The 24,561-nt window shown below is 73.3% G+C and carries 26 protein-coding genes, 2 tRNA genes and 1 pseudogene; 18 read left to right on the top strand and 11 right to left on the bottom strand.

From position 1 onward, the window contains the following. Window positions 1-24 precede the first annotated feature (24 nt). The 3 genes from ACQF4J_RS17345 (at window position 25) to ACQF4J_RS17335 (ending at window position 2,458) form a co-directional block, all read left to right on the top strand. Window positions 25-98: transfer RNA gene (locus ACQF4J_RS17345), tRNA-Met, on the top strand. Between the two features lie 204 nt (window positions 99-302). Continuing rightward, a complete protein-coding gene (locus ACQF4J_RS17340) occupies window positions 303-2,120 on the top strand; it encodes a tetratricopeptide repeat protein (protein ID WP_351561032.1) in 1,818 nt (605 codons plus the stop codon). Window positions 2,121-2,384: 264 nt separating this feature from the next. Continuing rightward, a tRNA-Met gene (locus tag ACQF4J_RS17335) sits at window positions 2,385-2,458 on the top strand. Between the two features lie 96 nt (window positions 2,459-2,554). Here the strand turns inward: ACQF4J_RS17335 and ACQF4J_RS17330 are convergent. The 3 genes from ACQF4J_RS17330 to hisN form a co-directional block, all read right to left on the bottom strand. Beyond that, a complete protein-coding gene (locus tag ACQF4J_RS17330; protein WP_351561034.1) occupies window positions 2,555-2,968 on the bottom strand; it encodes a Fur family transcriptional regulator in 414 nt (137 codons plus the stop codon). Window positions 2,969-3,037: 69 nt separating this feature from the next. Next, complete coding sequence (locus ACQF4J_RS17325; protein ID WP_351561036.1) at window positions 3,038-3,436, bottom strand: CBS domain-containing protein; 399 nt, start codon at window positions 3,434-3,436, stop codon at window positions 3,038-3,040. 239 nt (window positions 3,437-3,675) lie between these two features. After that, entirely contained in the window at window positions 3,676-4,476 is an 801-nt protein-coding gene (gene hisN / locus ACQF4J_RS17320; protein ID WP_385228064.1) for a histidinol-phosphatase, read from the bottom strand. Between the two features lie 168 nt (window positions 4,477-4,644). Here hisN and ACQF4J_RS17315 point away from each other — a divergent pair, with 168 nt between their 5' ends. Continuing rightward, complete coding sequence (locus ACQF4J_RS17315) at window positions 4,645-5,250, top strand: TetR/AcrR family transcriptional regulator (protein ID WP_351561609.1); 606 nt, start codon at window positions 4,645-4,647, stop codon at window positions 5,248-5,250. Between the two features lie 24 nt (window positions 5,251-5,274). On the opposite strand, the gene ACQF4J_RS17310 is transcribed toward ACQF4J_RS17315, so the two are convergent. The 4 genes from ACQF4J_RS17310 to ACQF4J_RS17295 all read right to left on the bottom strand — a co-directional run bounded on the left by ACQF4J_RS17310 (window position 5,275) and on the right by ACQF4J_RS17295 (window position 8,859). Continuing rightward, window positions 5,275-5,598 (bottom strand): DMT family transporter, encoded by a 324-nt coding sequence (locus ACQF4J_RS17310; protein WP_200702402.1) that lies wholly within the window; start codon window positions 5,596-5,598, stop codon window positions 5,275-5,277. Between the two features lie 76 nt (window positions 5,599-5,674). After that, complete coding sequence (gene rsgA / locus ACQF4J_RS17305; protein WP_351561040.1) at window positions 5,675-6,685, bottom strand: ribosome small subunit-dependent GTPase A; 1,011 nt, start codon at window positions 6,683-6,685, stop codon at window positions 5,675-5,677. Between the two features lie 13 nt (window positions 6,686-6,698). Next, window positions 6,699-8,015 (bottom strand): 3-phosphoshikimate 1-carboxyvinyltransferase, encoded by a 1,317-nt coding sequence (aroA, locus tag ACQF4J_RS17300; protein ID WP_385228072.1) that lies wholly within the window; start codon window positions 8,013-8,015, stop codon window positions 6,699-6,701. A gap of 124 nt (window positions 8,016-8,139) precedes the next feature. Then, on the bottom strand, window positions 8,140-8,859 hold the full coding sequence (locus ACQF4J_RS17295; RefSeq protein ID WP_351561044.1) for a M50 family metallopeptidase: 720 nt from the start codon (window positions 8,857-8,859) through the stop codon (window positions 8,140-8,142). Window positions 8,860-9,164: 305 nt separating this feature from the next. Here ACQF4J_RS17295 and sigK point away from each other — a divergent pair, with 305 nt between their 5' ends. Together sigK and ACQF4J_RS17285 are read left to right on the top strand one after the other, a co-directional pair. Then, window positions 9,165-9,749 carry an ECF RNA polymerase sigma factor SigK gene (gene sigK / locus ACQF4J_RS17290; protein ID WP_427166045.1) on the top strand — a complete coding sequence of 195 codons (585 nt, stop codon included), beginning with the start codon at window positions 9,165-9,167 and terminating at the stop codon, window positions 9,747-9,749. Beyond that, a complete protein-coding gene (locus tag ACQF4J_RS17285; protein ID WP_351561048.1) occupies window positions 9,746-10,498 on the top strand; it encodes an anti-sigma factor in 753 nt (250 codons plus the stop codon). Before sigK ends, ACQF4J_RS17285 begins: the two co-directional genes overlap by 4 nt. A 644-nt stretch (window positions 10,499-11,142) precedes the next feature. Here ACQF4J_RS17285 and ACQF4J_RS17280 read toward each other — a convergent pair. The 3 genes from ACQF4J_RS17280 to ACQF4J_RS17270 are packed head-to-tail and all read right to left on the bottom strand — an operon-like array spanning window position 11,143 to window position 12,694. Next, window positions 11,143-11,487 carry a hypothetical protein gene (locus ACQF4J_RS17280; RefSeq protein WP_351561050.1) on the bottom strand — a complete coding sequence of 115 codons (345 nt, stop codon included), beginning with the start codon at window positions 11,485-11,487 and terminating at the stop codon, window positions 11,143-11,145. Then, window positions 11,484-12,113: an Asp23/Gls24 family envelope stress response protein gene (locus ACQF4J_RS17275; protein ID WP_427166042.1), complete on the bottom strand. Its 630-nt coding sequence runs from the start codon at window positions 12,111-12,113 to the stop codon at window positions 11,484-11,486. Before ACQF4J_RS17275 ends, ACQF4J_RS17280 begins: the two co-directional genes overlap by 4 nt. Continuing rightward, on the bottom strand, window positions 12,110-12,694 hold the full coding sequence (locus ACQF4J_RS17270) for an RNA polymerase sigma factor (RefSeq protein ID WP_427166040.1): 585 nt from the start codon (window positions 12,692-12,694) through the stop codon (window positions 12,110-12,112). Before ACQF4J_RS17270 ends, ACQF4J_RS17275 begins: the two co-directional genes overlap by 4 nt. A 255-nt stretch (window positions 12,695-12,949) precedes the next feature. Between ACQF4J_RS17270 and ACQF4J_RS17265 the strand changes: the two genes are divergently transcribed. The 5 genes from ACQF4J_RS17265 to ACQF4J_RS17245 all read left to right on the top strand — a co-directional run bounded on the left by ACQF4J_RS17265 (window position 12,950) and on the right by ACQF4J_RS17245 (window position 17,299). Beyond that, entirely contained in the window at window positions 12,950-14,548 is a 1,599-nt protein-coding gene (locus tag ACQF4J_RS17265; protein ID WP_351561056.1) for a sulfite oxidase, read from the top strand. 75 nt (window positions 14,549-14,623) lie between these two features. After that, complete coding sequence (locus tag ACQF4J_RS17260; RefSeq protein WP_427168592.1) at window positions 14,624-15,283, top strand: fasciclin domain-containing protein; 660 nt, start codon at window positions 14,624-14,626, stop codon at window positions 15,281-15,283. A 130-nt stretch (window positions 15,284-15,413) separates the two neighbouring features. Beyond that, window positions 15,414-15,926 (top strand): Asp23/Gls24 family envelope stress response protein, encoded by a 513-nt coding sequence (locus ACQF4J_RS17255; RefSeq protein WP_351561058.1) that lies wholly within the window; start codon window positions 15,414-15,416, stop codon window positions 15,924-15,926. Window positions 15,927-15,957: 31 nt separating this feature from the next. Beyond that, complete coding sequence (locus ACQF4J_RS17250; protein ID WP_427166038.1) at window positions 15,958-16,140, top strand: hypothetical protein; 183 nt, start codon at window positions 15,958-15,960, stop codon at window positions 16,138-16,140. 133 nt (window positions 16,141-16,273) lie between these two features. Then, window positions 16,274-17,299 carry a DUF6286 domain-containing protein gene (locus ACQF4J_RS17245; RefSeq protein ID WP_427166037.1) on the top strand — a complete coding sequence of 342 codons (1,026 nt, stop codon included), beginning with the start codon at window positions 16,274-16,276 and terminating at the stop codon, window positions 17,297-17,299. Window positions 17,300-17,535: 236 nt separating this feature from the next. Here ACQF4J_RS17245 and ACQF4J_RS17240 read toward each other — a convergent pair. Then, window positions 17,536-17,843 (bottom strand): annotated as a pseudogene (locus tag ACQF4J_RS17240) (NAD(P)-binding protein); the annotation flags it as partial. 170 nt (window positions 17,844-18,013) lie between these two features. Between ACQF4J_RS17240 and ACQF4J_RS17235 the strand changes: the two are divergent. The 7 genes from ACQF4J_RS17235 to ACQF4J_RS17205 all read left to right on the top strand — a co-directional run bounded on the left by ACQF4J_RS17235 (window position 18,014) and on the right by ACQF4J_RS17205 (window position 24,505). Next, complete coding sequence (locus tag ACQF4J_RS17235) at window positions 18,014-18,832, top strand: SOS response-associated peptidase (protein ID WP_351800581.1); 819 nt, start codon at window positions 18,014-18,016, stop codon at window positions 18,830-18,832. Window position 18,833: 1 nt separating this feature from the next. Beyond that, window positions 18,834-19,463 carry an alpha/beta hydrolase family protein gene (locus tag ACQF4J_RS17230; protein WP_351800578.1) on the top strand — a complete coding sequence of 210 codons (630 nt, stop codon included), beginning with the start codon at window positions 18,834-18,836 and terminating at the stop codon, window positions 19,461-19,463. Between the two features lie 258 nt (window positions 19,464-19,721). After that, the gene (gene sigR / locus ACQF4J_RS17225; RefSeq protein WP_058923321.1) at window positions 19,722-20,405 is read left to right on the top strand and encodes an RNA polymerase sigma factor SigR; all 684 of its coding nucleotides are present in this window, start codon (window positions 19,722-19,724) and stop codon (window positions 20,403-20,405) included. Beyond that, window positions 20,402-20,713, top strand: a complete 312-nt coding sequence (gene rsrA / locus ACQF4J_RS17220) for a mycothiol system anti-sigma-R factor (RefSeq protein ID WP_351561065.1) — start codon at window positions 20,402-20,404, stop codon at window positions 20,711-20,713. The genes sigR and rsrA overlap by 4 nt, the downstream gene beginning before the upstream one ends. A gap of 167 nt (window positions 20,714-20,880) precedes the next feature. Then, window positions 20,881-22,194 carry an HD-GYP domain-containing protein gene (locus ACQF4J_RS17215; protein WP_427166034.1) on the top strand — a complete coding sequence of 438 codons (1,314 nt, stop codon included), beginning with the start codon at window positions 20,881-20,883 and terminating at the stop codon, window positions 22,192-22,194. Then, window positions 22,107-23,414: an HD-GYP domain-containing protein gene (locus ACQF4J_RS17210; RefSeq protein WP_427166033.1), complete on the top strand. Its 1,308-nt coding sequence runs from the start codon at window positions 22,107-22,109 to the stop codon at window positions 23,412-23,414. The genes ACQF4J_RS17215 and ACQF4J_RS17210 overlap by 88 nt, the downstream gene beginning before the upstream one ends. 110 nt (window positions 23,415-23,524) lie before the next feature. Next, on the top strand, window positions 23,525-24,505 hold the full coding sequence (locus tag ACQF4J_RS17205; protein ID WP_351561074.1) for a tetratricopeptide repeat protein: 981 nt from the start codon (window positions 23,525-23,527) through the stop codon (window positions 24,503-24,505). Window positions 24,506-24,561: the final 56 nt, after the last annotated feature.

The raw sequence follows: 24,561 nt of genomic DNA, 5'->3' as shown, positions 1-24,561 counted from the left end.
CGTGATACGGTTGGCGAACAACGACGCGGGGTGGAGCAGCTCGGTAGCTCGCTGGGCTCATAACCCAGAGGTCGCAGGTTCAAATCCTGTCCCCGCTACTGCGGTCGAAGGCCCGGATCCGTCACGGATCCGGGCCTTCGACGTGTGCGAACGCATGTGCCGAGCACAGGGTGTACGTGGCGCGGTGGGGAGTTGGGGGATCTGTGTTTGACTTGTCTCTCTGTGGGCATGTCGACAAAACGCTGAAGTGACCTCAATGGCTGCGGTATACCAGGTGTACCCAGGTTGCAGGTGGTGCGACGATGGACGTTATGGGGGACAAGGCAACTCTGTTCGAGACAGGGCGATTTGTGCAGCCTTCCGAACCGGGCGGGACCGACGCCGGGGAGGCCGCGGAAGAGGCTGCCGAGGAACTGCGTCAGCGGCTCGCCGCCGAGGCCGGCGACGTCGAGGCGATGAGTGTTCTCGGGGCCATGCTGCTGCGCCGTGGAGATCTCGACGGAGCCGAACCCCATCTGCGTGCCGCCACCGCGGCCGGCGACCGCGCCGCCGCCAACAACCTGGGCGTCCTGCTGCATCAGCGCGGCTATGCCGACGAGGCCGCCGGATGGTGGCGGATCGCCGCCGTCGCCGGGTCGGCCGCGGCCGCTCACGCCCTGGGCCGGCACCACCGCGAGCGCGGGGACGAGCCGGCCGCCGAGTACTGGCTGCGCCAGTCCGCCGAGCAGGGGCACGCCCTGGGGGCGTACGCGCTCGCCGACCTGCTGGAGCACCGCGGGGACGCCGCGGCCGGGAAGTGGATGCGGGCCGCGGCCGAGCAGGGCCACCGCGAGGCGGCGTACCGGCTGGCGCGCGCGCTCGACCGCAAGGCGGCCTGCCCGGACGAGGGCGGGGCCGACAACGGTGTCGAGCTGCTGGCCGAGGCCGAACAGTTCTACCGGCAGGCCGCCGCGCGCGGACACCGGCGGGCCGCGCTGCACCTCGGGGCGATCCTGGAGAAGCGCGGGGAGCTGAAGGAGGCCGGGCGCTGGTACCTGACCTCCGCCAAGGACGGCGAGGCACGGGCCGCCTGCGCACTCGGCTTCCTGCTGCGCGACGCCGGCGACACCGAGAGCGCCGCCGTGTGGTGGCTCAGAGCCGCACAGGACGGGGACGGCAACGCTGCCAACGCGCTGGGCGCGCTGCACGCCGAGCGCGGCGAGACGCAGACCGCCGAGCGGTGGTACCGCGCGGCCATGGACGCCGGGGACGACAACGGCGCGTACAACCTGGGGCTGCTCTGCGCCGAGCAGGGGCGGACCGCGCAGGCCGAGCAGTGGTACCGGCGGGCCGCGTACGCCGGGCACCGGGAGGCGGCGAACGCGCTGGCCATCCTGCTGCTGCAGGGCGGCGACACGGCCGGCGCCGAGCCGTGGTTCTCCAAGGCCGCGGAGGCCGGCAGCGTGGACGCCGCGTTCAACCTGGGCATCCTCCACGCCGGGCGGGACGAGGACGAGGCCGCCCTTGGGTGGTACGAGCGTGCCGCGGCCGCCGGGCACACCGAGGCGGCGCTGCAGGTCGGGATCGCGCGGCTGCGGGACGGGGACGAGCTCGAGGCGGAGCGGCATCTGCGCTGCGCGGCCGGGGGCGGGAGCGCCGAGGCGGCGTACCGGCTGGCGGCCGTGCTCGACGCGCGGCGGCCGCCGGAGCCTGCGCACGAGCTGGGCGAGGTGCTGCACGAGAAGACCGAGTGCGAGGAGTGGTACGAGCGGGCGGCCTCCCAGGGGCACCGGCGCGCGCAGGTGCGGGTCGGCATGATGGCCGCGGCCCGCGGGGACGTGGTGGAGGCGGCCCGGTGGTACCGCGAGGCGGCCGAGGCAGGGTCCCGCAACGGCGCCTTCAACCTCGGGCTGCTGCTGGCCCGGGAGGGGAGCGAGCCGGAGGCGGCGGTGTGGTGGACGCGGGCGGCCGACGCCGGGCACGGTCGGGCGGCGTTGCGGCTGGCCCTGGTCTACGCGCGTCGGGGGGAGCTGGCGGAGGGGCAGCGGTGGGCCGACCGGGCCGTGTCCCTCGGTCCGGCGGAGGTCACGGAGCGGGCGGCGCGGCTGCGGGACGCACTGCGGGAGGAACTGTCGGCGTGACGCCGAGTGACCTTGGCGCCCGGGGCGTCGGCGTGGGCGTCGCTGGGGGCTGCCGCCCCCAGGCCCCCGCCCCCAGGCCCCCGCTTCGGGCCTGGACGGCCTCGTCCGCAAACGCAGGACGGGCTGAGGTGGCGGACGGGCTGAGGTGGCGGACGGGCTGAGATGGCCGGACGGGCTGAGATGGGTGGGCGAGGCCGGAAAAGTGGCCGGTGGTGAAGCGATTTGCTTCTGTCCTTGTCCCTCACGTAGTGTTCTGTTCATCGACGCGGGGTGGAGCAGCTCGGTAGCTCGCTGGGCTCATAACCCAGAGGTCGCAGGTTCAAATCCTGTCCCCGCTACTGAAGACAGAGGGCCGGAATCCAGAAACGGATTCCGGCCCTCTGTGTGTGGCCCGGAGGCGTTTGGCCTTGAGGCCCGTAAGGGCCCGCCGGCCCTTACGCCGCGCAGTTCGGGCAGACGCCGCGGTAGGTGACCTCCACGTCCGAGACCGTGAAGCCGAAGCGTTCCGAGTCCGGGAGGTCGGCCAGGGGGTTGCCCGTCGGGTGGACGTCCTTGATCGCGCCGCATCGGGCGCAGACCAGGTGGTGGTGCGGGCGGTGCGCGTTCGGGTCGTAGCGCTTGGCGCGCCTGTCCGTGGCGACCTCGAGCACCTCGCCGAGCGAGACCAGCTCGCCCAGCGTGTTGTAGACGGTCGCCCGGGAGATCTCCGGCAGCTTCGCGACGGCCCGTGCGTGGACCTCGTCGGCCGTCAGATGGACGTGCTCGCCGTCGAGAACCTCGGCCACGACGCGCCGCTGCGCGGTCATCCGCCATCCGCGTCCGCGCAGCCGTTCCAGAAGGTCACTCATACGGCCAGCCTAACAGAAGGGGACCAGGACGCGAATGAATGTGACTTTAGACTTCGTCCAAGATAGTCCTCAGTGCAGGAGGGCCACCTGCTGTCGGGCGGGTGCCCAGCAGCGGATGATGTCGCGGACCGAGACGATCCCGACGGTCTCGCCGTGATCGAGGACGATCAGATGGCGGAACCCGCCGTGCGCCATGGCGCGGGCGGCCTCCTCCAGGGTCCAGGACGGGGCGGCGAAGACGACGTCGGTGGTGGTGTGGGCGGAGGCGTGCTCCGCGTCCGGGTTCTGGCCGAGACCCACCGAGTTGAGGATGTCGCGCTCGGTGAGGATGCCGATCCCGCCCGCGTCCGGGTCGAGGACCACGGCCGCGCCGACGCGGCGTGCGGCCATCAGGGCGGCTGCCTGACGGAGGGTGTGTGCGGGGCCGATGGTGAGGACCACTGTGCTCATGGCGTCACGGACGAGCATGGACTTGAGCCACCTCCTAGGGAATCCGGAGCGCTAGTTCACGGATTCACAAGTTCACAAGTGGGGGGACTCTCAGAGTGGCAGGTAAAGCACGGGTCAACAAGAGGGCGCGGGCAGCCAATTGAGGGCGCGCACGCTCATCTGCGTGTTCCGGTGTGCCTCAGAAGCGCCGTCCCGTAGCACCGGCCCGTGGCAGCGGCCCGTAGCACCGGCCCGTAGCACCGGCCCGTGGTACCCGGTCAGTAGCGCTGGTTCAGATACCCCAGCAACTCGTCGTGCAGCGGGCCGTTCGACGCGGCCGCGTTGCCGCTGTGCGGGCCCGGGCGGCCGTCGAGGCCCGTGAAGGTGCCGCCGGCCTCGGTCACGATGATCGCGTTGGCGGCCATGTCCCACAGGGAGAGCTCGGGCTCGGCGCAGATGTCGACGGCGCCCTCGGCGACCAGCATGTAGGGCCAGAAGTCGCCGTACGCGCGCGTGCGCCACACCTCGCGGGTCAGGTCCAGGAAACCGTCGAGGCGGCCCTGCTCCTCCCAGCCGGACAGCGAGGAGTAGGCGAAGGAGGCGTCCGACAGCTTCGAGACGCGGGAGACGCGCAGGCGGGAGGCGGAGGAGAGGCTGCGGCCGGTGAACGCGCCGTGCCCCTGCGCGGCCCACCAGCGCCGGCCGAGCGCGGGCGCGGAGACGACGCCGACCACCGGCTCGAAGCCGGTCTCGCCGGCTTCCATCAGGGAGATCAGCGTGGCCCACACCGGGACACCGCGCACGTAGTTCTTGGTGCCGTCGATCGGGTCGATCACCCAGCGCCGGGGGCCGGTGCCCTCGACGCCGTACTCCTCGCCGAGGATCGCGTCACGAGGGCGGGCGCGCTGCAGCTGGCCGCGGATGAGCTCCTCGGCGGCCTTGTCCGCCTCGCTCACCGGAGTCATGTCCGGTTTGGTCTCGACCTTGAGGTCGAGGGCCTTGAAGCGGTCCATGGTCGCCGCGTCCGCGGCGTCCGCGAGGACGTGCGCGAAACGGAGGTCGTCGAGGTAGTCCGGCATGGGACGAACGCTATCCGGCGAGGTGTACGAGGGGCCACACGGCCCGGATCACGGTCTGGCGGCACATGGTGGCCGAAGGGCGCTCCCGCGTGCTTCCGCGAACCCTTGACAGTGCCTGTGCACGCGTCAAATCTGGGCGCAGAGTCGCTCCGCCCCAGGGAGGCGATGATGCCTGCAGCGCGGGAATCCCTACTGGACGCCGCCTACACGGCGCTGGCGCGCCGGCCGTGGTCCGCCGTACGGATGGTGGACGTGGCCGCGGCGGCCGGAGTGTCCCGGCAGACCCTCTACAACGAGTTCGGCAGCAAGGAGGGTCTCGCCCGGGCACTGGTCAGAAGGGAGGCGGACGGCTTTCTCGCGGGCGTGGAGCGGGCGCTCGCCACACACTCCGACGCCCGCGAGCGATTGACCGCGACCGCCGAGTGGACCGCGTCGGCCGCCCGGGAGAACGCGCTCGTACGGGCCATGCTGACCGGCTGCTGGAGCGAGCGGCTGCCCTCGCCGACGCTGTCCGCCGTGCCGTCCTCCTCCGCCGTGCCGGCCCAGCGCCGGGCCGACGGCCCGCTGCCCTCGCCCGGTGACTTCGTGGCGATCGTCCGCGACCGGGCCGTGGCGGTGCTCGCGGGGCCCGGCGCGCACCGGACGGACACGGCGGAGCTTGCCCGCTCCTGCGAACTGGTGGTCAGGCTGGCGCTGTCCTGCGTGGCCGCGCCGCCGGCCGACGGCGGCGTGGGGGAACTGGTGCGCACGGCCCTGCCCCGGCAGCTGGTGTGAACCGACCCGGGCGGGGGCCGCGGTCTAGTGCGCCGAGCCCGACAGCTGCAGGCCGATGACCCCCACGATCACGAAGCTGATCGACACGATCTTCAGTGTGGAGACCAGGTCGCCGAGGAAGATCATGCCGTAGATCGCGGTGCCCGCCGCGCCGATGCCGGTCCACACGGCGTAGGCGGGGCCGACGTCGAGCTTGCGCAGGGAGAGGGTCAGCAGACCGAAGCTGCCCAGGGCGAAGACGCAGAACGCGATCGTGGGCCACAGGCGGGTGAAGCCGTGCGAGAGCTTGAGGCACACGGCGAAACCCGTCTCGAGCAAACCGGCCACCACTACCAGCAGCCACGCCATGTGCTGTCCTCCCCGTATGTCCGCTCGGTGCGATTATGCACTTACCGGGCCGACGTACAGGCAAACAACGCGGTGGTCAGTCGCCCTCCTTGTGCTCCCGCGTGGCCAGCAGCCGGCGCAGCGAGTACAACCGCGCCGGGTCCGCGTGGCCCTGGGCCACCCACTCGTCCAGCGCGCAGTCCGGCTCGTCGTGGCTGCAGGCGCGCGGGCAGCCCTCCGTGCCGGGTTCGAGGTCCGGGAAGGCCTTGATGACCCGGGAGGGGTCCACGTGCGCGAGGCCGAAGGAACGCAGGCCCGGGGTGTCGATCACCCAGCCGTCGTCGTCGCCGAGGGGGAGGGCGAGGGCGGAGGTCGTGGTGTGGCGTCCGCGGCCCGTGACCGCGTTGACATGACCGGTCAGACGGCGGCGGTCCTGGGGGACCAGCGCGTTCACCAGCGTCGTCTTCCCCACGCCGGAGTGGCCGACGAACGCCGTGACCTTGCCGTCGAGTTGCTCGCGCACCCGGGCCACCGCCTCGCCGCTCTCCAGCTCCTCACGGCTGGTGACCACGTACGGGATGTCCAGGTCGCCGTAGAGCTCCAGGAGCTTGTCGGGCGGGGACAGGTCCGACTTGGTCAGGACGAGGAGGGGTGTCAGGCCCCCGTCGTACGCGGCGACCAGGCAGCGGTCGATCAGGCGGGGGCGGGGCTCGGGGTCGGCCAGGGCGGTGACGACGGCGAGCTGGTCGGCGTTGGCCACGACCACCCGCTCGAAGGGGTCGTCGTCGTCCGCCGTGCGGCGCAGCACGGACTTCCGCTTCTCGATGCGGACGATCCGCGCGAGGGTGTCCTTCTTGCCGGAGAGGTCGCCGACGATGGCCACCCGGTCGCCGACCACCGCCGCCTTGCGGCCCAGTTCGCGGGCCTTCATCGCCAGCACGGTCCGGCCGTCGACCAGGCAGGTCAGCCGGCCCCGGTCGACGGTGAGGACCATGCCCTCGGCCGCGTCCTCGTGGGCGGGGCGGATGTTCGTACGGGGCCGGGTGCCCTTGCGGCCCGGGCGGACGCGGATGTCGTCCTCGTCGGTGTGCTTGCCGTAGCGGCGCATCTCCCTTACGTCCCTACGCCCCGAGCATCCCGGTCCACAGCTCGGGGAAGTCCGGCAGGGTCTTCGCCGTCGTCGCCACGTTCTCGATCTGCACGCCGTCGACCGCGAGGCCGATGATCGCGCCGGCCGTCGCCATGCGGTGGTCCTCGTAGGTGTGGAAGATCCCGCCGTGCAGGCGGCGCGGGCGGATGTGCAGGCCGTCGGCGGTCTCGGTGACGTCGCCGCCGAGCTCGTTGATCTCCTTGGTGAGCGCGGCCAGCCGGTCGGTCTCGTGCAGGCGCAGATGGGCAACCCCGCGCAGGGTCGAGGGGGAGTCCGCGAGGGCCGCGACCGCGGCGATGCCCGGGGTCAGTTCGCCGACCTCGCCGAGGTCCACATCGATACCGTGGATGGCACCCGAACCGGTGAACTCCAGTCCGTACTCGGTGAGTTCGCAGGAACCGCCCATTTCGGTGAAGATCTCCCGCAGCCTGTCGCCGGGCTGGGTGGTGTGCGCCGGCCAGGCGGGGACGACGACCTTGCCGCCGGTGACCAGGGCGGCGGCCAGGAACGGCTGGGCGTTGGACAGGTCGGGCTCGATGGTCAGGTCCCGGCCGAGCAGCGCGCCCGGCGTCACCCGCCACACGTTCGGCTCGCCGCCCGACTCCGGCGTGTCAACCTGGGCACCGACGGTGCGCAGCATGTCCACGGTCATGCGGATGTGCGGCAGCGAGGGCAGCGCGGAGCCGACGTGCCGGACCTCGACGCCCTGGTTGAACCGTGGGCCCGACAGCAGCAGGGCGCTGACGAACTGCGAGGACGACGAGGCGTCGATCTCCACCGGACCGCCGTCCAGCGCCCCGCCGCCGTGCACCGTCAGCGGCAGCGCGCCACGGCCGTCGTCGTCGATCCGGGCGCCCAGGACGCGCAGGGCGTCGATCACGCCGTGCAGGGGACGCTCGTACGACCGCGGGTCGCCGTCGAAGCGGACGGGGCCGTCGGCGAGGGCGGCCACCGGGGGCAGGAAACGCATCACCGTGCCGGCGTTGCCCACGTCGACCGTGGCCGGACCGCGCAGGCCCGCGGGCAGCACTCGCCAGACCTCGCCCGTGCCGTCCGGGCCGACCCCCTCCTCGATGCCGACGCCCATGGCGCGCAGGGCGCCGGCCATCAGCAGCGTGTCGCGGGAGCGCAGCGGGCGGCGCAGCCAGCCGGGCTCGGAGGCGAGGGCGGCCAGTACAAGGGCGCGGTTGGTGACCGACTTGGACCCGGGCACGTGGACCGTCGCGTCGACGGCTCCGCTCGCGTGCGGGGCGGGCCAGAGGGCGGTGTGTGCGGGGTTAACGGTCATGCGCCCCACTTTAGTGGCTGGGTGTGACCGGAGATCTTGATCAAATGCGGCGAAAGCATGGTGAAAGAACGGCATGGGAATTGCCGTGCATATATGCGCGTGCACCCGGCGCAAGGGTGCCCGGTCACATCTCCAGCAGCCAGCGCCCGCCGCCGATCAGCGAGCACAGCGACACCGCGTGGAACAGGAACAGCCACAGCCCCGCCGGCACGTGCGTCAGCCGGGAGAGCTGGTCCGCGTCCGAGTCGCCCGCGCCGCCCCGCATCCGCTTGGCCTGCAGCTCGAACGCCGGCCGGACGCCGCCCACCAGCAGGAACCACACCACCGCGTACGCGAACGCCGCCTGCACCTGCGGGCCCGCCAGCCACGACACCAGCAGGAACATCCCGCCCGTGAGTACGACCGTCAGCGCGCCGTAGGCGTTGCGGATCATGATCAGCATGGCGATGAGCAGGGCCGTCGCCGCCCACAGCAGCAGCGTGATGTGGCCCGCGGCCAGCAGGGCGGCGCCGCCCAGCCCGAGCAGCGAGGGCGCGGTGTAGCCCGCGGCCGCGGTCAGGATCATGCCGATGCCGTGCGGCTTGCCGCGGGAGAGGGTGAGGCCGCTGGTGTCCGAGTGCAGCCGTATCCCCGTCAGCTGACGCCCGGTGAGCAGGGCGACCAGACCGTGGCCGCCCTCGTGGGCGATGGTGATGGCGTTGCGCGCGATGCGCCACACGCCGTGCGGGATCGTGACGGCCAGCGCCGCGACCAGGGTCGCGAGGACCACCCACAGGTCGGGGTCGGGCTGGGTGCCGAAGACGCGGTCCCACAGGGAGGCGAGCGAGGATGCGGTGCTGTCCATTGGCGGGCGTGGCTCCCATGGGTCTCGGCGGATCCGGCGGTGTGGCGCGTAGGTGCGGACGGTACCTGAGACGCCGGCCTGGCAGGGATCGTTCCTGACAGCAAACCCGCAGGTCACGCTGTCGATGTGACGAAGTCGTCCAGCACTCTGCTCTACCCGTGCCGACTGTGCGCCCCCTTGGAAATACCTGTGCGTGGCCGACTCCGCCAGTGCCACCTGCGCCTTTTTCGTCACCGCCGCAACCAATCCGGTGTCCCGGCAGGAACGGATTACGCCCGGACACGTCCAGACCACGGAGGCCCTCGGTGAAGGAAGCGGTGCATATCGGCAGAAATCCTGCACATGAGCCTGATCTGCAGGAACTGGTCCGACGTGTGGCCCTGGGCGACGAGGAGGCGTTCGCCGCCGTCTACGACACCGTCGCGAGCGGAGTGCTGGGAGTCGTCCGGGCCGTCGTACGGGACCGGGCGCAGTCCGAGGAAGTGGTTCAGGAGGTGCTGGTGGAGGTGTGGCGGACCGCTCCGCGCTACCGGCCCGACCGGGGCACGGCCATGAACTGGATCCTCACGCTGGCGCACCGCCGGGCCGTGGACCGGGTGCGATCGGTGGAGGCCGCGGCCGCGCGGGACCACAAGGCGTCCCTGCTGGAGCGGGTGCCCGAGTACGACCAGGTGGTCGAGCACGTCGAGGCCCGGCTGGAGCGGGAACAGGTGCGGCGCTGTCTGCGCACGCTGACCGAGATCCAGCACCAGGCCGTCACCCTCGCCTACTACCGGGGGCTGACCTACCGGGAGGTGTCGGAGGCGCTGGCGCTTCCGCTGGGCACCGTCAAGACCCGCCTGCGCGACGGACTCATCCGGCTGCGCGACTGCCTGGGGGTGACCGCGTGACGACCACCGACCTGCACCGGCTGACGGGCGCCTACGCCCTGCACGCCCTCTCGGACCAGGAGAGCGCCGCGTTCGAACGGCACCTCGCGGGCTGTGAGGGCTGCGCGCAGGAGACGGCCGAACTGCGCGCGACCGCCGCCCGCCTGGGGCTCGCCGCCGCCGCGACGCCCGCTCCCGCGATGCGCGAGCAGGTGCTGCGGCGCATCGGCACCGTCCGCCAGGACAGCCCGGGCGAACCGGCCCGGTCCTCCGTCACCCGGACCGGGTCGCGCACGCGGACGGTGTCGCGCTGGGCGCTGGCGGCCTGCCTCGCGGTCGCCACGGCACTGGGCGGCACCGCCGTATGGCAGCACCAGCGGGCCGAGGACGCCCAGGACCGGGCGCGCCGCGCCACGCAGGCGACGGACGACATCGCCGCCGTACTGACCGCGCCGGACGCCAGGACGAGGGTCGCCGAGCTGACCGGCGGTGCCACCGGAACCGTCGTGGTCTCCCGCAGCCGGGACCGGGCCGTCTTCGCGGTCTCCGGGATGGCCGCGCCGCCCAGCGGCAAGGTCTACCAGCTGTGGTTCGACGACGCCGGCACCATGCGGTCGGCCGGCCTCATGGACTCCCACCGCGCCGAGCAGACCCTCCTGCTGCGGGGCGCCGTCGACGGCGCGTCGGGCATCGGCATCACCGTCGAACCCGGCGGCGGCTCGAAACACCCCACGTCCGCCCCGGTCGCACTGCTGTCCTTCCCCAGCTGACGGGCGGCCCGGCTGACTGGCTCATCGGCCGACCGGTCTGACCGGCTGACCGGCCGACTGGCTCATCGGCCGACCGGCCGAGCCGCTCTCGGGTGACCGACTCCCCGGCTGTCCGGTTGTCCGGCCGACTGGGCGACCGGCTCCCCGGCTCCCCGGCTCCCCGGCTCCGCGGCTGTCCGGTTGTCCGGCCGACTGGGCGACCGGCCGCCCGGCTGAGCGGCTGCCGGTTGATCGGCTGACCGGCTCCCCGGCTCCGCGGTACCGGCTCCGCGGCGCCAGCTCTGCGGCGCCGACTCCGTGGTACCGGCTCCCTGGAGCCGGCTCTGCGCCACCGGCTCCGCGGCACCGGCTCCGCGGCACCGGCTCCGCGGCACCGGCTCCGCGGCACCGGCTCCGCGGCACCGGCTCCGCGGCACCGGCTCCCTGGCGCCGGCTCTGCGGCACCGGCTCCCTGGCGCCGGCTCTGCGGCACCGACTCCGTGGTACCGGCTCCGTGGTACCGGCTCCGTGGTACCGGCTCCGTGGTACCGGCTCCGTGGTACCGGCTCCGTGGCGCCGGCTCTGCGGCGCCGACTCCGTGGTACCGGCTCCGTGGCGCCGGCTCTGCGGCACCGGCTCCCCGGTGGGCCGGTTGATCGGCTGCGTCAGACGCGGCCCGTGACCGTCACCGTGATGGTTGGCGGGGGGCGGGTCGGCGCCAGGGTGGACAGGCGGTCGCGGACCCGGGCGCGGACGGTCCGGGCCACGTCCACCGCCCTGGCCTGCCGGGCCACGACGACATGGATCTCCACGTGCCAGGAGCCGTCGTCCCCGTCGGCGGTCATCCGCACTCCCGCGGACCGGACGCGGCCGGGCTGCGGCGCCGGACGGGACAGCGCGGAGCGCAGCCGCTCGGCGAGCCCCGGCTTGAGGAAGGCCACCCCGGCCACGCCCTCCGCCGCCGCGGCGGCCTCCTCGACGAGCGTCGTGCGCGCGATGGGCGTGGTCATGGCACAGGGCCTTCCTGGTCGTAGTCTGCCGGGGCGGCGACGAGATCGATGACACGGATGTCCACTGCCGCCAGGGTCATGCCCAGCTCGCGGTCCGCGGCCTCCCGCACGCACCGGCGCACCCGGTCGGCGACGTCCGGCAGGAAGGCGTCGGCCGGGGCGTGGATGTCGAGACGGGCCTCGACCGTGCCGTCCCGTGTGCCGTCCTCGCGGCCGTCGAGGAGGCGGCAGGAGCCCGCCCGGACGCCGGGGACGGTCTCGGCGGCGGCGCGCAGCACCCGCGCCGCGACCGCCTCCATGACCCACAGGTCCTCCGCGGGTTCCCCGAGGGGCAGCGGCTTGCCGGGACGCAGTTCGAGGCGTACGACGTCCATGACGCGCCGGGTCAGCGGCTCGGCGTCCCCGGCGGCGTCCGCCGTGTCGTCGCGCAGGCCGCGCACCGCGGACTCCAGCCGGTCGAGTTCCCCCACGGCCTCCCGGCAGTACGGGCAGGACCGCGCGTGGGCGTCGCCGGTCCGTTCCTCCCAGGCGCGCCAGGTGTGCGACAACAGCCGTCCGCACGGCAGGAGTTCGTCGTCGTCTCCCGGGGTGACGGCGCTGTTCGGCGGGTCGGTGTGAGAGGTCATCGCCAGGCCCCCAGTGCTTGTGTCAGACAACGGCGTGCGCGGAAGACCCGGGCCCGGACGGCATCCTGGCTGATTCCGACCGTGTCCGCGATGAACTCGTAGGAGCGGCCGTCCAGTTCCCGCAGCACCCAGCAGGCCCGCTGTTCGGGCGACAGCCGGCCGAGGGCCTCGCGCAGCTCCCGGACCGCCTCGCGGGCCTCGGTGATGCGGGCCGGGGACGCGGTGTGCTCGGCGGCGGGCAGGTCGCCCGCCGCGTCCAGCGGGGTCACGGGCCTGCGGGCCCGCAGCACGTTCAGGCAGCGGTTGGTGACGATCCGGTACATCCAGGTGCCGAACGCGGAGCGGCCCTGGAACTCGGGCAGCCTCCGCCAGGCGTTGAGGAAGGCGTCCTGCACGGCGTCCTCCGCCTCGGCCCGGTTGCCGAGCAGACCGGTGGCCAGCCGCAGCAGCGCCGGGGCGTGCCGCCGCACCAGCCGGGCGAAGGCGTCCTCGTCGCCTTCCGCGGCGCGGACCGCCAGCAGGGCGTCGTCCGTGCCCGCCCGGCCGGCCGCTGGTGTGCTCTGGGTGCGGGACCCCGCCACGGGGCCTCTCCTCTCGTCCGTTCTTCCGAAGGTTGGACAGCGCCGGGCCCCCGTTGTTACGGAGCACTTCCGCGCGCGGACCCCCTGCGGATGCCCACCGCGGGCGGAAGCGGGGCGGAGCGATCTCTCGGAGCGAAAGTCCGCGTTATTTCCGTTCTATCCGTAGCCGGACCGGGCTCGGATTGGTCGGGAAAAAGAATTCATTCCATCGTGCGTACGGCCAATCCGGCCGGGCTCGGGGGCCGGATTCCCCACGTGACCGAGAACGAGAAGGAACGCCGGATCCGGGCCGCCGCGGTGGCCCTGGGAGCCCTCAGCGGTGTGCTGGCGGGCTTCGCGGCGCTCGCGTTCGCCGAGGCTGTGGCGGGGCTGGTCCGGCCGCAGGCCGGTCCCGTGGTGGCGGTGGGCGGCGCGGCGATCGACCGCACGCCCACCGCCGTGAAGGACTGGGCGGTCCGTCATTTCGGCACCGACGACAAACTCGTTCTGCAACTGGGAATTCTCGCGGTGCTGACGGTCTTCGCGCTGCTGCTGGGAATTGCCGCACTGCGCGCCCGCCGCACCGCCGCCCTCGGTGTGCTGCTGTTCGGCGCGGTCGGGGCGGCCGCGGCGACGAGCCGCCCCGACACCGGCGGCGCGGCGGACGCCCTGCCCTCGGTCGTCGGCGCCGTCGTCGGCGCGGTGGTGCTCCACGTCCTCGCGGGCCGCCTCGCGCCCCGGCGTCCGGCCGCGACCGAGCGGGAAGCAGCACCCGGCGACGCCGGGTGGGACCGGCGCGGGTTCGTCATCACCGCGACGGCCGCCGCCCTCGCCTCGGCCGGAGCCGGTGCGCTGGGCCGGTCGCTCGGCGGTGCGGCGGGCCGGGACGCGGTGGCCTCCCGCCGGAACGTCACGCTGCCCGCCCCCGCCTCCCCGGCGGCCGCCGTACCCGCCCGCGCGGGGCTGCGGGTTCCCGGAGTCAGCCCCTTCACCACGCCGAACGACTCCTTCTACCGGGTCGACACCGCCCTGGTGGTGCCGAAGATCGACGCCACCGCCTGGCGGCTGCGCATCCACGGCAAGGGCGTCACCCGGCCCCGCGCGCTCACCTACGACGACCTGCTCCGGCGCGAGCTGATCGAACGGGACATCACGCTCACCTGCGTGTCGAACGAGGTCGGCGGCCCCTACGTCGGCAACGCCCGCTGGATCGGCGTACGCCTGGCCGATCTGCTGGCCGAGTGCGGGGTGCGACCGCCCTCCCGGGGTGGGCCGGCCGACCAGCTGGTGGCCCGCTCGGTGGACGGCATGACCATCGGCAGCCCCGTCGAGGACGTCATGGACGGCCGCGACGCCCTCCTGGCCGTCGGCATGAACGGCGAGCCGCTGCCCTTCGCCCACGGCTTCCCCGTCCGCATGGTGGTGCCCGGCCTCTACGGCTTCGTATCCGCCTGCAAGTGGATCGAGGACGTCGAACTCACCACGTTCGACGCCTACGACCCCTACTGGGTCAGGCGCGGCTGGGCCCGCCGGGCGCCGGTCAAGACGCAGTCCCGGATCGACACCCCCAGACCCTTCGCCCGCCCCTCCGCCGGCACGGTCATGGTCGCCGGGGTCGCCTGGGCCCAGCACCGCGGCATCGACAAGGTCGAGGTCCGCGTCGACGACGGGCCCTGGCAGCGGGCCCGCCTGGCCGCCGAGGACAGCCGCGACACCTGGCGCCAGTGGTCCCTCCCCTGGGAGGCGACCAAGGGGAGCCACACCCTCACCGTGCGCGCCACCGACCGCACCGGACGACTGCAGACCGACAGACGCACCCGGACCGTCCCCGACGGCGCCAGTGGATGGCACTCCGTGGTCGTGACCGTCGACTGACCCGTTCCTCCAGCCACCTTTCCCGATCCCCGTACGACCGCGGCTCCCGCCGTGGAACCCGACAGGAGAATCATGATGAACACCCGTATCCGCCGTACCGCCGTCACCCTGGCCGCCGCGGCCGTCCTGCCGTTCGCCCTGAGCGCCTGCTCCGACAGCGGCAGCGACTCCGCCAAGTCCGACTCCTCGCCGAAGGCGTCCGCCTCGGCCTCCGCGTCGAGCGACGGCATGACCGGCGCGGGCAGCACCACCTCGGCGGACAAGCCCTTCGGAGCGGCCTGCTCGGCCGTCCCGAAGGACGGCGCCGGTTCCTTCGACGGCATGGCCCAGGACCCGGTGGCCACCGCCGCCTCCAACAACCCCGCCCTGTCCACCCTGGTGACCGCGGTGAAGAAGGCCGGCCTGGTCGACACCCTCAACAACGCCGAGAACATCACGGTGTTCGCCCCGACCAACGACGCCTTCGCGAAGATCCCCAAGGCCACCCTCGACAAGGTCCTCAACGACAAGGCCCAGCTGACGAAGATCCTCACCTACCACGTCGTCGGCAAGCAGCTCACCCCCGCGGACCTGGAGAAGGGCTCCTACGAGACGCTGGAGAAGTCCAAGCTCACCACCTCCGGCTCCGGTGACTCCTACACCGTCAACGGCTCCGCCAAGGTCGTCTGCGGCAACGTCAAGACCGCCAACGCCACCGTCCACATCATCGACTCCGTCCTGATGCCCTCCAGCTGACGCCTCCTCAGGGGCCGGGCACCACCCGCGCGGTGGCGCCCGGCCCTTTTTTCGGTTCCCCGCGTCACAGGGCCGGCCGCGGCGGGTCCAAGGAAGCGAGACAGAGAGACGGCCAGGAAAGGAACGCGCCATGACCACACAGACCCCCCAGACCGCACTCACCGCCAAGGACGTGTCCACGCCGCGCACGGGCGGGGCGCAGACGAGGACGACGGCCGTGTCCGGCGGCGTGACCGGGGCCGACCAGCCGGCCGCCGACCGCGGCCGGACGTCGATCGCCGACGTGGTCGTCGTGAAGGTGGCGGGCATCGCGGCCCGCGAGATCCCCGGCGTCCACGACATGGGCGGCGGCCTCTCCCGCACCATCGGCGCGGTGCGCGACCGCGTCCCCGGCGGGCGCCCCAACATCGGCCGCGGCGTCAAGGTCGAGGTGGGCGAGCGGCAGACCGCCATCGACCTCGACCTCGTCGTCGAGTACGGCGTCGCCATCACGGACGTCTCCAGGGACGTGCGGGAGAACGTCATCTCCGCGGTCGAGCGGATCACCGGGCTGGATGTCGTCGAGGTCAACATCACCGTCAACGACGTCCGGCTGCCCGAGGAGGAGGAGTCCGAGACCACGGCCGCGGCCCGCGTGGAGTAGCGGCGGGCCGGTCCGTGAAAGGGGATGAGAGATGAGCACAGCGTTCACGGGGATGATCGCGGGCATGGCCCTCGCGTTCGCCGGCTGCTTCGGCGGGTTCGGCGCCTTCCTGCTCGTGGCCGCGCTCGGCGGCCTCGGGTGGGCGCTGGGCCGGTGGGCCGAGGGCGGCGGCGTCCGGGACGTCCGGGACGCCTTCGAGCGGAGCCGCCGATGACCGCGGCCGCGGAACGGGGGACCACCACCGTCTCGGAGCGGGCGGTGCGCAGGATCGCCGAGCGTGCGGCACCGAGGCGCGGGCCGGCCGGGTGGTCGGCTCGGCGGCGTCCGTACGGGGCACGAGCGCCGAGGTGTCCCTCAAGCTGACGCTGCCCTATCCGGCCCCGCTGGCCGACACCGTGCGGGACGTGCAGTCCCACGTCACCGAGCGGACCCGCCTGCTGACGGGCCTGGACGTACCGCTGCCGCGCGTCGGCGTCACGGCACTCACGGCATCGGCCCCTTCTCCGGCGCGGGCGGACCTTCCGGTGCCCGGTGGGCTTCGTACGCCCCGGCGGTGGTGGTCGCGGCGCCGGGTGCCGGTCGCCCTCCTGGCCTGGGTCGCCGCCGTGAGCTGCGGTGCGCTCGCCTTCGACCTGTTCCGGGTGCACCTCGCGGACCGGCCGGCGGCCGCCTGGCGCACCGGTGCCGTGCACTGGCTGTCGGCCCACGGCCCCGGTGACCCGGCCGTGGCCGCGTCAGACGCGCTGATCGCTCTCGCGGGCGCGTGGATGATCCTGCTGGCCCTCGCACCCGGCCGCCGTCACCAGTGGACCGTCGGCACTCCCGCGGCCCGCGTGGCCGTGGCGGTGGACCGCTCGGCGACGGCGGTCCTGGTCCGCGACGCGGTGGCGGCCGTCGACGGCGTTGCCGCCGTGCGGGTACGGGCCCGACGCCGACGCCTGACGGTCCGGGCGACCCTCGCCTTCGGCGACCGCGAGGCGGCACGCGCCGCCGTCACGGCCGCGGCCCAGGACGCCCTGACCGCCTCCAGCCTGCACCGCACCCCCCGACTGCGCGTCAAGGTCACCCCGGCCCCGGTCTGGCGCCCCCCGAACCCGGCACCGGACCCCCGGCCACTCGACGCACCCGTCCCCGCTGTCGTGTCCGGAGGTGATCGGTGTTGGTGTGGTCCCGGGGTGTCGTCCACCGGGTGGTGCTCGGTGTGGTGGGGGTCGGGCTGCTCGGTGCGGGGCTCTGGCTCGCCGGCGGGGATCCCGGCGTCGCGTCCCGGTTGCCGTCGTGGTGGCCCGTCGCCGGGAGGGGTCCCGTCCTGCCGGACCGGGCCGGGTTGGCGCGGCTGCGCGGTGAGGGGTGGTGGGCGCCGGTCGTCATGACCGCGGCGACCGTGTCGACCGTTCTGTTCGTGTGCTGGGCCCTCGCGCAGCTGCACTCCGGCCGTGCCCGTCCGCTCGCCCTGCCGTCGCCGGGTGCCACGGTGCGTCCCCGGACGCTGGCCGGCGCCCTGTCGGCCCGCGCGGCCCAGCTGCCCGGCGTCGCCCGCTGCCGCGCCCGGGTGCTGCCCCGCAGGGGGACCCGGCTGGACGTCGGCCTACGGGTCTGGCTGGAACCCGGGACACCTGCGTGGCGACGCCGAGTTCGTCGAAGAGCCGCAGCAGGCGCGGGTAGGTACGGCGGTTGTGCACGATGAACCCGGAGTCCAAGCGGTGCATCCGGCCGTCGTGCGGCGAGACCAGCTCATGGGTGTGCGCGTGGCCGCCGAGCCGGTCGTCGGCCTCGTACAGGGTGACGTGACGGCTGCGGCCCAGGATGTGGGCCGCGGTCAGTCCCGCCCACGCCGGAACCCACCACGGCCGTCCGCCCCCGATGCCCTGACCTGCCCTGTGAGCCGTGCCGGGCGTCCGTCGACGTCCGCTCCATCTCGTTCCTCCCGCTCCGCGTGATCGGCGATCCGGGTGTAATCCGGAGCGGGCGGTGTGGTGGATTGGCCGAACTGCGGGCAGCCGGAAGTCGGGCCGACCGGGGCTCGCTCTTCCGTAAGGTGGCAGGGGCGGGACGCCGGTGAGGCAGGTCGAAGGGGTGGTTTCGAGGTGTGCGGACGGTATGCGGCGAGTCGGCGGCCGGAGGATCTCGCCGGGATCTTCGAGATAGAGAAGTCGGAGGAGCCCGAGGAGACGTTCGCGCCGGACTACAACGTGGCTCCCACCAAGGAGGTCTACGCCGTCCTGGACCGCCCGCTCAAGGACGTGGAGGACCCGCGCCCGGTGCGCCAGCTGCGCCGGCTCAAGTGGGGCCTCGTGCCGTCCTGGTCCAAGTCGCCCGAGGGCGCCGCGCGGATGATCAACGCCCGCGCGGAGACCGTCCACGAGAAGCCGTCGTACAGGCGGGCCTTCTCCTCCCGCCGCTGCATCGTCCCCGCCGACGGCTACTACGAGTGGGTCACCGGTGAGCAGGAGCGGGACCTGGAGGTCGAGGGCCGCAGGAAGCGGCCGCGCAAGCAGCCGTACTTCGTGCTGCCGGCCGACGGCTCGGTCTTCGCGATGGCCGGCCTGTACGAGTTCTGGCGCGACAAGACCCTCCCCGACGACCACCCCCAGGCCTGGTGGGTCACCTGCTCGGTGATCACCACGGAGGCCGAGACCACGCCCCTGGCCGTCTCCCCGGCCGAGGGCCCGCGGTCCCTGGCCGAGATCCACCCGCGCATGCCCCTGATGCTCACCCCGGACCGCTGGGACGGCTGGCTCGACCCCTCCCGCACGGACCCCGAGGAACTGCGCGGCCTCCTGACCCCGCCCCCGCCGGGCCTGATGCGCGCCTACCCGGTCTCCACGGCCGTCAGCAACGTCCGCAACAACGGCCCGGAGCTGCTGAAGGAGCTGGAGGGCCCCGAAGAGGGCACACTCTTCTGACGTGACGACCGAGATCATCGCTACGGAGGCGGGCGACGCCCGCATCACCTGGCACCCAGCGGACCGCGCCCGGCTCGTGCTGGCCGTCAGCCACGGAGCGGGCGGCGGCATCGAGGCCCGGGACCTGCGGGCGCTGGCCGCGGCCCTCCCGGCCCACGGAGTGAGCGTCGCCCTCGTGGAGCAGCCCTGGCGGGTGGCAGGCAAGAAGGTGGCGCCGGCGCCGAAGACGCTCGACATCGGATGGCGGGGCGTATGGCCCGCGCTGGTGAAGGCCGGGCCGCCGGTGATCTCCGGCGGACGCAGCGCCGGAGCCCGGGTGGCCTGCCGTACGGCCGTCGAGCTCGGCGCCCGTGCCGTTCTGGCGCTGAGCTTCCCGCTCCACCCGCCCGGGCGACCGGAGAAGTCCCGGGCTGCGGAACTGCTCGGCGCCGGGGTGCCCACCCTCGTCGTCCAGGGCGGGAACGACCCCTTCGGCAGGCCGGAGGAGTTCCCCGACGGCGACTACCGACTGGTCGAGGTCCCGCACGGCGATCACGGCTTCGCCGTGCCGAAGAGGGCGGACATCACGCAGGAGCAGGCCGTGGCGCTCGTCACGGACGCGGTGGTGGAGTGGGCCGGGTCACTCGGGTAAGAGGCCGGGAATGTTGCGGCCCCGGCCTCTGTTGTGGCGGACAGAAGTGCTGAACCACCAGCACCGATCGTCGTCGGAGAGGAAGTCCGCCGCATGGGTTCGACCATCTGCCCGAGCCGTGATCGCAGCGCTGACCTGGACTGGACGGTGCTGCACGCGGCCAAGACGACCCCTGTTCGGGGGGCGGCGGGGACGGGTAGTCGTCTATCCTCCAATTCCGGTGGTACCGGTCTCGGTGCTGCCCGGAACTTTGAGGAGGTGGGTCCGGTCACTGGGATCGACGCAGGGACCGACAACGGCCAGGCGGAGCAGCCCGAGGGCCAGGGCGTCAGCGCGGAGTCGACCTCGGAGCGCAGCGCGCGCTTCGAGCGGGACGCGCTCGAATTCCTCGACCAGATGTACTCGGCCGCCCTGCGCATGACGCGCAACCCGGCCGACGCGGAGGACCTGGTGCAGGAGACGTATGCCAAGGCGTACGCGTCCTTCCACCAGTTCCGTGAGGGCACCAACCTCAAGGCGTGGCTGTACCGGATTCTCACGAACACCTTCATCAACTCCTACCGCAAGAAGCAGCGCGAGCCCCAGCGCAGTGCGGCGGAGGAGATCGAGGACTGGCAGCTCGCCCGCGCCGAGTCGCACATGTCGACGGGTCTGCGCTCCGCGGAGTCGCAGGCGCTGGACCACCTGCCGGACTCGGACGTGAAGGAAGCACTCCAGGCGATCCCCGAGGAGTTCCGCATCGCCGTCTACCTCGCCGACGTAGAGGGCTTTGCGTACAAGGAGATCGCGGACATCATGGGGACACCCATCGGTACGGTGATGTCCCGGCTGCACCGGGGCCGCCGTCAACTGCGCGGCATGCTCGAGGACTACGCCCGTGAGCGCGGGCTGGTCCCGGCCGGCGCCGGAGAGTCGAACGAAGCGAAAGGCTCGGGCTCATGAGCTGCGGAGAGCCGCACGAGACGGACTGCAGTGAGGTCCTCGACCACCTGTACGAGTTTCTCGACAGCGAGATGCCGGAAGTCGATCGCGACAAGTTCAAGCGACACTTCAAGGAGTGCTCGCCGTGCCTGGAGAAGTACGGCCTGGAGCAGGCCGTGAAGAAGCTCGTCAAGCGCTGCTGCGGGCATGACGACGTGCCGACCGACCTGCGCGCCAAGGTGATGGGGCGGATCGATCTGATCCGCTCCGGCCAGGCGGTCCCCGGGCACGACGTGACGGCGGCCCCGGCGACTCCCCAGGAGTCGTGACGGTCCTCGGCGTGAGCCGGTGCACGGCCGTGTCCGTCTCGAACTGACGCGCTGCATAAAAGTGTTCGGTCACTCGAACGTGCTAATCACCCTTTCATAAGCCCACGCATTCCCCTGCCCCGCCCTAGGCTCGTCGGGCAGAGCAGTCTCGGCCGGGGAGGGGCGTGATGGAGGCGATTCCGGCGCGGGCACGTGCGTATGTCGCCTGCGTCGTCCTCGGCGCCCTGCTCTGTGCGGCCCCGCTGCCGCGGACGCCCGCGCCGCCCTGGTCGGCCGTCGTCCTGCTCGCCGTCGTGTACGCGGGGTGCGAGCGGGCCGCCGCCCGCTGGCGCTTCGCCGGCACCTTCTACCCCGTGCTCCTCGCCGGTGCCTTCCTGCTGCCGCCGGCCGCCGCCGCGCTGGTCCCGCTGCCGGGGGCGCTGTCGTCCCGGGTCGAGCAACGGCCGTACGCGCTGCGGCGGATCTGGCGCGCGGCGCACCTCATGCTCGGCGTCTGGGCCGCGAGCTCGGTGCACGGGGCGCTGGGCGGCCGGGACGCGGTCGCCGGCTGCGACTTCCCCTACGCCCTCGTGCCGGCCGGTGCCGCGGTCCTCGCCTTCTGCCTGGTGCTGACGGTCCTGGACGGCGGCATCCGCGCGCTCGGCGAACGCGTCCCGGCGCGACGGGCCTGGCGCGGGCTGTTCGTCCGCTCCCTCGCCCCCGTCGCCGTGCACGGACTGGCCGGACTGATGATGGCCGTGCTGTGGCGCAGCCCGTACGGCCCGGTCGCCGCGCTGCTCGTGCTGCTGCCGATGTGCGTGTCCTGGTGGGTGTTCGCGCAGTATCACCGGGAGCGGGCCGCGCACCAGGCGACCATCCGGGCGCTCGTCCAGGCCGTCGACATCAAGGACGGCTACACCCGCGGACACAGCGAGCGGGTCGGCCAGGCGTCGATGATGATCGCGCGGGAGCTGGGCCTGGACGACGAGCGCGTCGAGGTGCTCCGCTTCGCCGGCATCCTGCACGACGTGGGCAAACTCGGCGTCCCCACCCGGCTGTTGCGCAAGGACGGGCCGCTGACCCCGGAGGAACGCCGGGTCATCGAGCTGCATCCCGAGTACGGGCACGAGATGGTGCGCGGGATCGGGTTCCTGGGGGAGGCCCGGGCGGCCGTGCTCCATCACCACGAACGGCTGGACGGCAGCGGCTACCCTTACGGCCTCATGGGCGCCCAGATCCCGGAGTCCGCCCGGGTCGTCGCGGTCGCCGACGCCTTCGACGCCATGACCTCCACCCGCTCCTACCGGCGGGCCCGGCCGGTGCCGGCCGCGCTGGAGGAACTGCGGCGCTGCGCCGGGGCGCAGTTCGACCCGCGGATGGTGACGGCGCTGGTACGGGCACTGGGGCGGGAGGGATGGCATCCGGTGGTCACCGCCGGGGAGGAACCGGCCCCGTTCGTCCCGGCACAGCAGACCGCCGACCGCTCCGGATCCCGCCCGTGAAGGCGCTCATCCACGGTGCCGCCGCCCTCCTCGCCGGCGTCTCCCTGGCCGTCACCCTCTGGACCGGCCTGGAGGAACGCTCCACCGCCCTCGCCTTCGGCCTGCTCGTCTGCGTCGGCGAGCTCGGCCGCTGGACCGGCGCCCGGGTGCGGGAGGCCGCGCCGCTCGGGGCCGCCGGCGCCCTGTCGTACGCGCTGCTCGGCGCGGACGCCGGGGAGCCCTCCCACCACGGCGTCACCCAGGTCGTGAGCGTCGTCCTCGCCGCCTCCCTGCTCGGCAGCGTGCCCCACACCGCGCGCGGCCGGGGGCCGACGACGGACCATCTCGCCCGCCGCGTGCTGACCGTCGGCTTCACCGCCGTCTGCTTCCAGCCCCTCTACGACCAGGGCCTGTTCGAGCAGTGGGGCGGCCCCGCCTACGCCCTCGCCCTGCTCGCGCTCCTCACCCTCACCGCCCTGTGCGACTGCGTGCTCGCCGCCGCCCTCGCGCACTCCCGCACCGGCTGGCCCTTCGGCCCCCTGCTCCGGGACGAGCTGCGCGGACTGCTCGGCATCGGCTCCGCCGTGGGCGCGACCGGCGCGGTGATGGCGCTCGCGGTGGCCGTCGTCGGACTGTGGGCGCTGCCGGTCTTCTCGCTGCCCCTGCTGCTGACCCAGCTGTCCTTCAAGCGGTACGCGGCGGTGCGCACCACCTACCGCCAGACCATCGCCTCCCTGGCCCGCGCCACCGAGATCGCCGGCTACACCCCCGCCGGGCACGCCCGACGCGTGGCCGAGCTCAGCCGGGCCGTCGGCCGCGAGCTGGGGCTGACCCGGCCCGAGCTGGCCGTGCTGGAGTCCGCGGCCCTCATGCACGACATCGGCCAGCTCAGCCTGGTCGACCCGGTCCCCGCGGGCGCCACCGCCGACCTCCCCGGAACCGAACAGCGGCGGATAGCCCTGCTCGGCGGTGCCGTCGTACGGCAGACCGGGGTGGACTCCGCGGTCGCCGTGGTGGTGGAGCGGCAGGCCGACCCCTACCGGGAGCAACCGGTCGCCGCGCGGATCGTCCGGGCCGTGAACGCCTACGACGAGAAGGTGCGCGACACCGGCCCCGGCGGACCCCTGCGGGCACTGGAGGAGCTGCGGCTGGCCACGGCCGGGGACTACGCGCCCGAGGTGGTCGAATCCCTGGCCCGGGTCCTGGCAAGGGACTGTCTGACGCTCCCCTCGGCTGGGTAACCCATGGGTAATGAGCGCCCTTCCAGCCCCACATGGTTGGATGCGAATGAGAGGGTGTCCGGGGGCAGACTCCGGGCCGGCCCACTCCACAAAACTGGCAGGCGGGAATCGTGAGGATCTTCGGCAAGGGACGACACCGGCCCTCCGCCTCCTGGCGGCAGGCCACCGATCGCGCGTTCACGCTCATCGGCGACGGCCGGTACGAGGACGCGGGCGCGCTGCTGACGCGCGCCGCCGATCTGGAGCCCTGGCTGTCGGAGTCCTGGTTCAACCTCGCCCTGCTGCACAAGTTCCGCCACGACTGGGAGCAGGCCCGCGCCGCCGGCCTGCGCGCCGTCGCCCTGCTCGACCGGGAGACCGGCGCGCCCGACTGGTGGAACGTCGGCATCGCGGCCACCGCCCTGCAGGACTGGCCGCTGGCCCGGCGGGCCTGGCAGGCCTACGGGCTGCGGGTGCCGGGTGCGGTCACGGCGGGCGGCGAGCCCGTCGGGATGGAGCTCGGCAGCGCCGCCGTGCGGCTGTCGCCGGAGGGCGAGGCCGAGGTGGTGTGGGGGCGGCGGCTGGACCCCGCCCGCATCGAGGTGCTGTCGATTCCGCTGCCGTCGTCCGGCCGGCGCTGGGGCGAGGTCGTCCTGCACGACGGCGTGCCCCACGGCGAGCGCACCACGGCGGCCGGGCACGCCTACCCCGTCTTCGACGAGATCGAGCTGTGGGCGCCCTCGCCGGTACCGACCTGGGTGGTGCTGCTGGAGGCCGCGACCGAGGCCGACCGGGACGCGTTGGAGCAGCTGGCCGCGGACGCGGGGTTCGCCGCCGAGGACTGGTCCTCGTCGGTGCGGTTGCTGTGCCGGATGTGCAGTGAGTCCCGTATGCCCTCGGACGAGGGCGACGGGGAGCATCTCGACCCGCACGACCACAGTGAGCCGGGGCATCCCGGGCCGCTGGGGCATCGGACCGACGGGCAGTTGTGGGTGCCCGAGCGGGAGTGCGGGGTGGCCGCGCCGGCTTCACTGGTACGGGGGTTGCTGGACGGGTGGGTCGCCGACAGTCCGGAGTCGAGGGACTGGCGGGATCTCGAGGAGGTCTGTTAGCGCCGTTGCCGAGTGCCGGTCGGGACGTGGCTGGTCGCGCAGTTCCCCGCACCCCT

The sequence above is a fragment of the Streptomyces sp. C1-1 genome, assembly GCF_050214755.1.
GTDB lineage: Bacteria > Actinomycetota > Actinomycetes > Streptomycetales > Streptomycetaceae > Streptomyces.
Note: the sequence above shows the minus strand (reverse complement) of the source record. Positions and strands in the feature narration are given on the sequence as shown.

Coding starts and splice junctions, on each gene's coding strand:
- ACQF4J_RS17340 (WP_351561032.1), top strand. CDS start 303: ATGGACGTTATGGGGGACAAGGCAACTCTGTTCGAGACAGGGCGATTT.
- ACQF4J_RS17330 (WP_351561034.1), bottom strand. CDS start 2,968: ATGAGTGACCTTCTGGAACGGCTGCGCGGACGCGGATGGCGGATGACC.
- ACQF4J_RS17325 (WP_351561036.1), bottom strand. CDS start 3,436: ATGCTCGTCCGTGACGCCATGAGCACAGTGGTCCTCACCATCGGCCCC.
- hisN (WP_385228064.1), bottom strand. CDS start 4,476: ATGCCGGACTACCTCGACGACCTCCGTTTCGCGCACGTCCTCGCGGAC.
- ACQF4J_RS17315 (WP_351561609.1), top strand. CDS start 4,645: ATGCCTGCAGCGCGGGAATCCCTACTGGACGCCGCCTACACGGCGCTG.
- ACQF4J_RS17310 (WP_200702402.1), bottom strand. CDS start 5,598: ATGGCGTGGCTGCTGGTAGTGGTGGCCGGTTTGCTCGAGACGGGTTTC.
- rsgA (WP_351561040.1), bottom strand. CDS start 6,685: ATGCGCCGCTACGGCAAGCACACCGACGAGGACGACATCCGCGTCCGC.
- aroA (WP_385228072.1), bottom strand. CDS start 8,015: ATGACCGTTAACCCCGCACACACCGCCCTCTGGCCCGCCCCGCACGCG.
- ACQF4J_RS17295 (WP_351561044.1), bottom strand. CDS start 8,859: ATGGACAGCACCGCATCCTCGCTCGCCTCCCTGTGGGACCGCGTCTTC.
- ACQF4J_RS17280 (WP_351561050.1), bottom strand. CDS start 11,487: ATGACCACGCCCATCGCGCGCACGACGCTCGTCGAGGAGGCCGCCGCG.
- ACQF4J_RS17275 (WP_427166042.1), bottom strand. CDS start 12,113: ATGACCTCTCACACCGACCCGCCGAACAGCGCCGTCACCCCGGGAGAC.
- ACQF4J_RS17260 (WP_427168592.1), top strand. CDS start 14,624: ATGAACACCCGTATCCGCCGTACCGCCGTCACCCTGGCCGCCGCGGCC.
- ACQF4J_RS17255 (WP_351561058.1), top strand. CDS start 15,414: ATGACCACACAGACCCCCCAGACCGCACTCACCGCCAAGGACGTGTCC.
- ACQF4J_RS17250 (WP_427166038.1), top strand. CDS start 15,958: ATGAGCACAGCGTTCACGGGGATGATCGCGGGCATGGCCCTCGCGTTC.
- rsrA (WP_351561065.1), top strand. CDS start 20,402: ATGAGCTGCGGAGAGCCGCACGAGACGGACTGCAGTGAGGTCCTCGAC.
- ACQF4J_RS17215 (WP_427166034.1), top strand. CDS start 20,881: ATGGAGGCGATTCCGGCGCGGGCACGTGCGTATGTCGCCTGCGTCGTC.
- ACQF4J_RS17210 (WP_427166033.1), top strand. CDS start 22,107: ATGGCATCCGGTGGTCACCGCCGGGGAGGAACCGGCCCCGTTCGTCCC.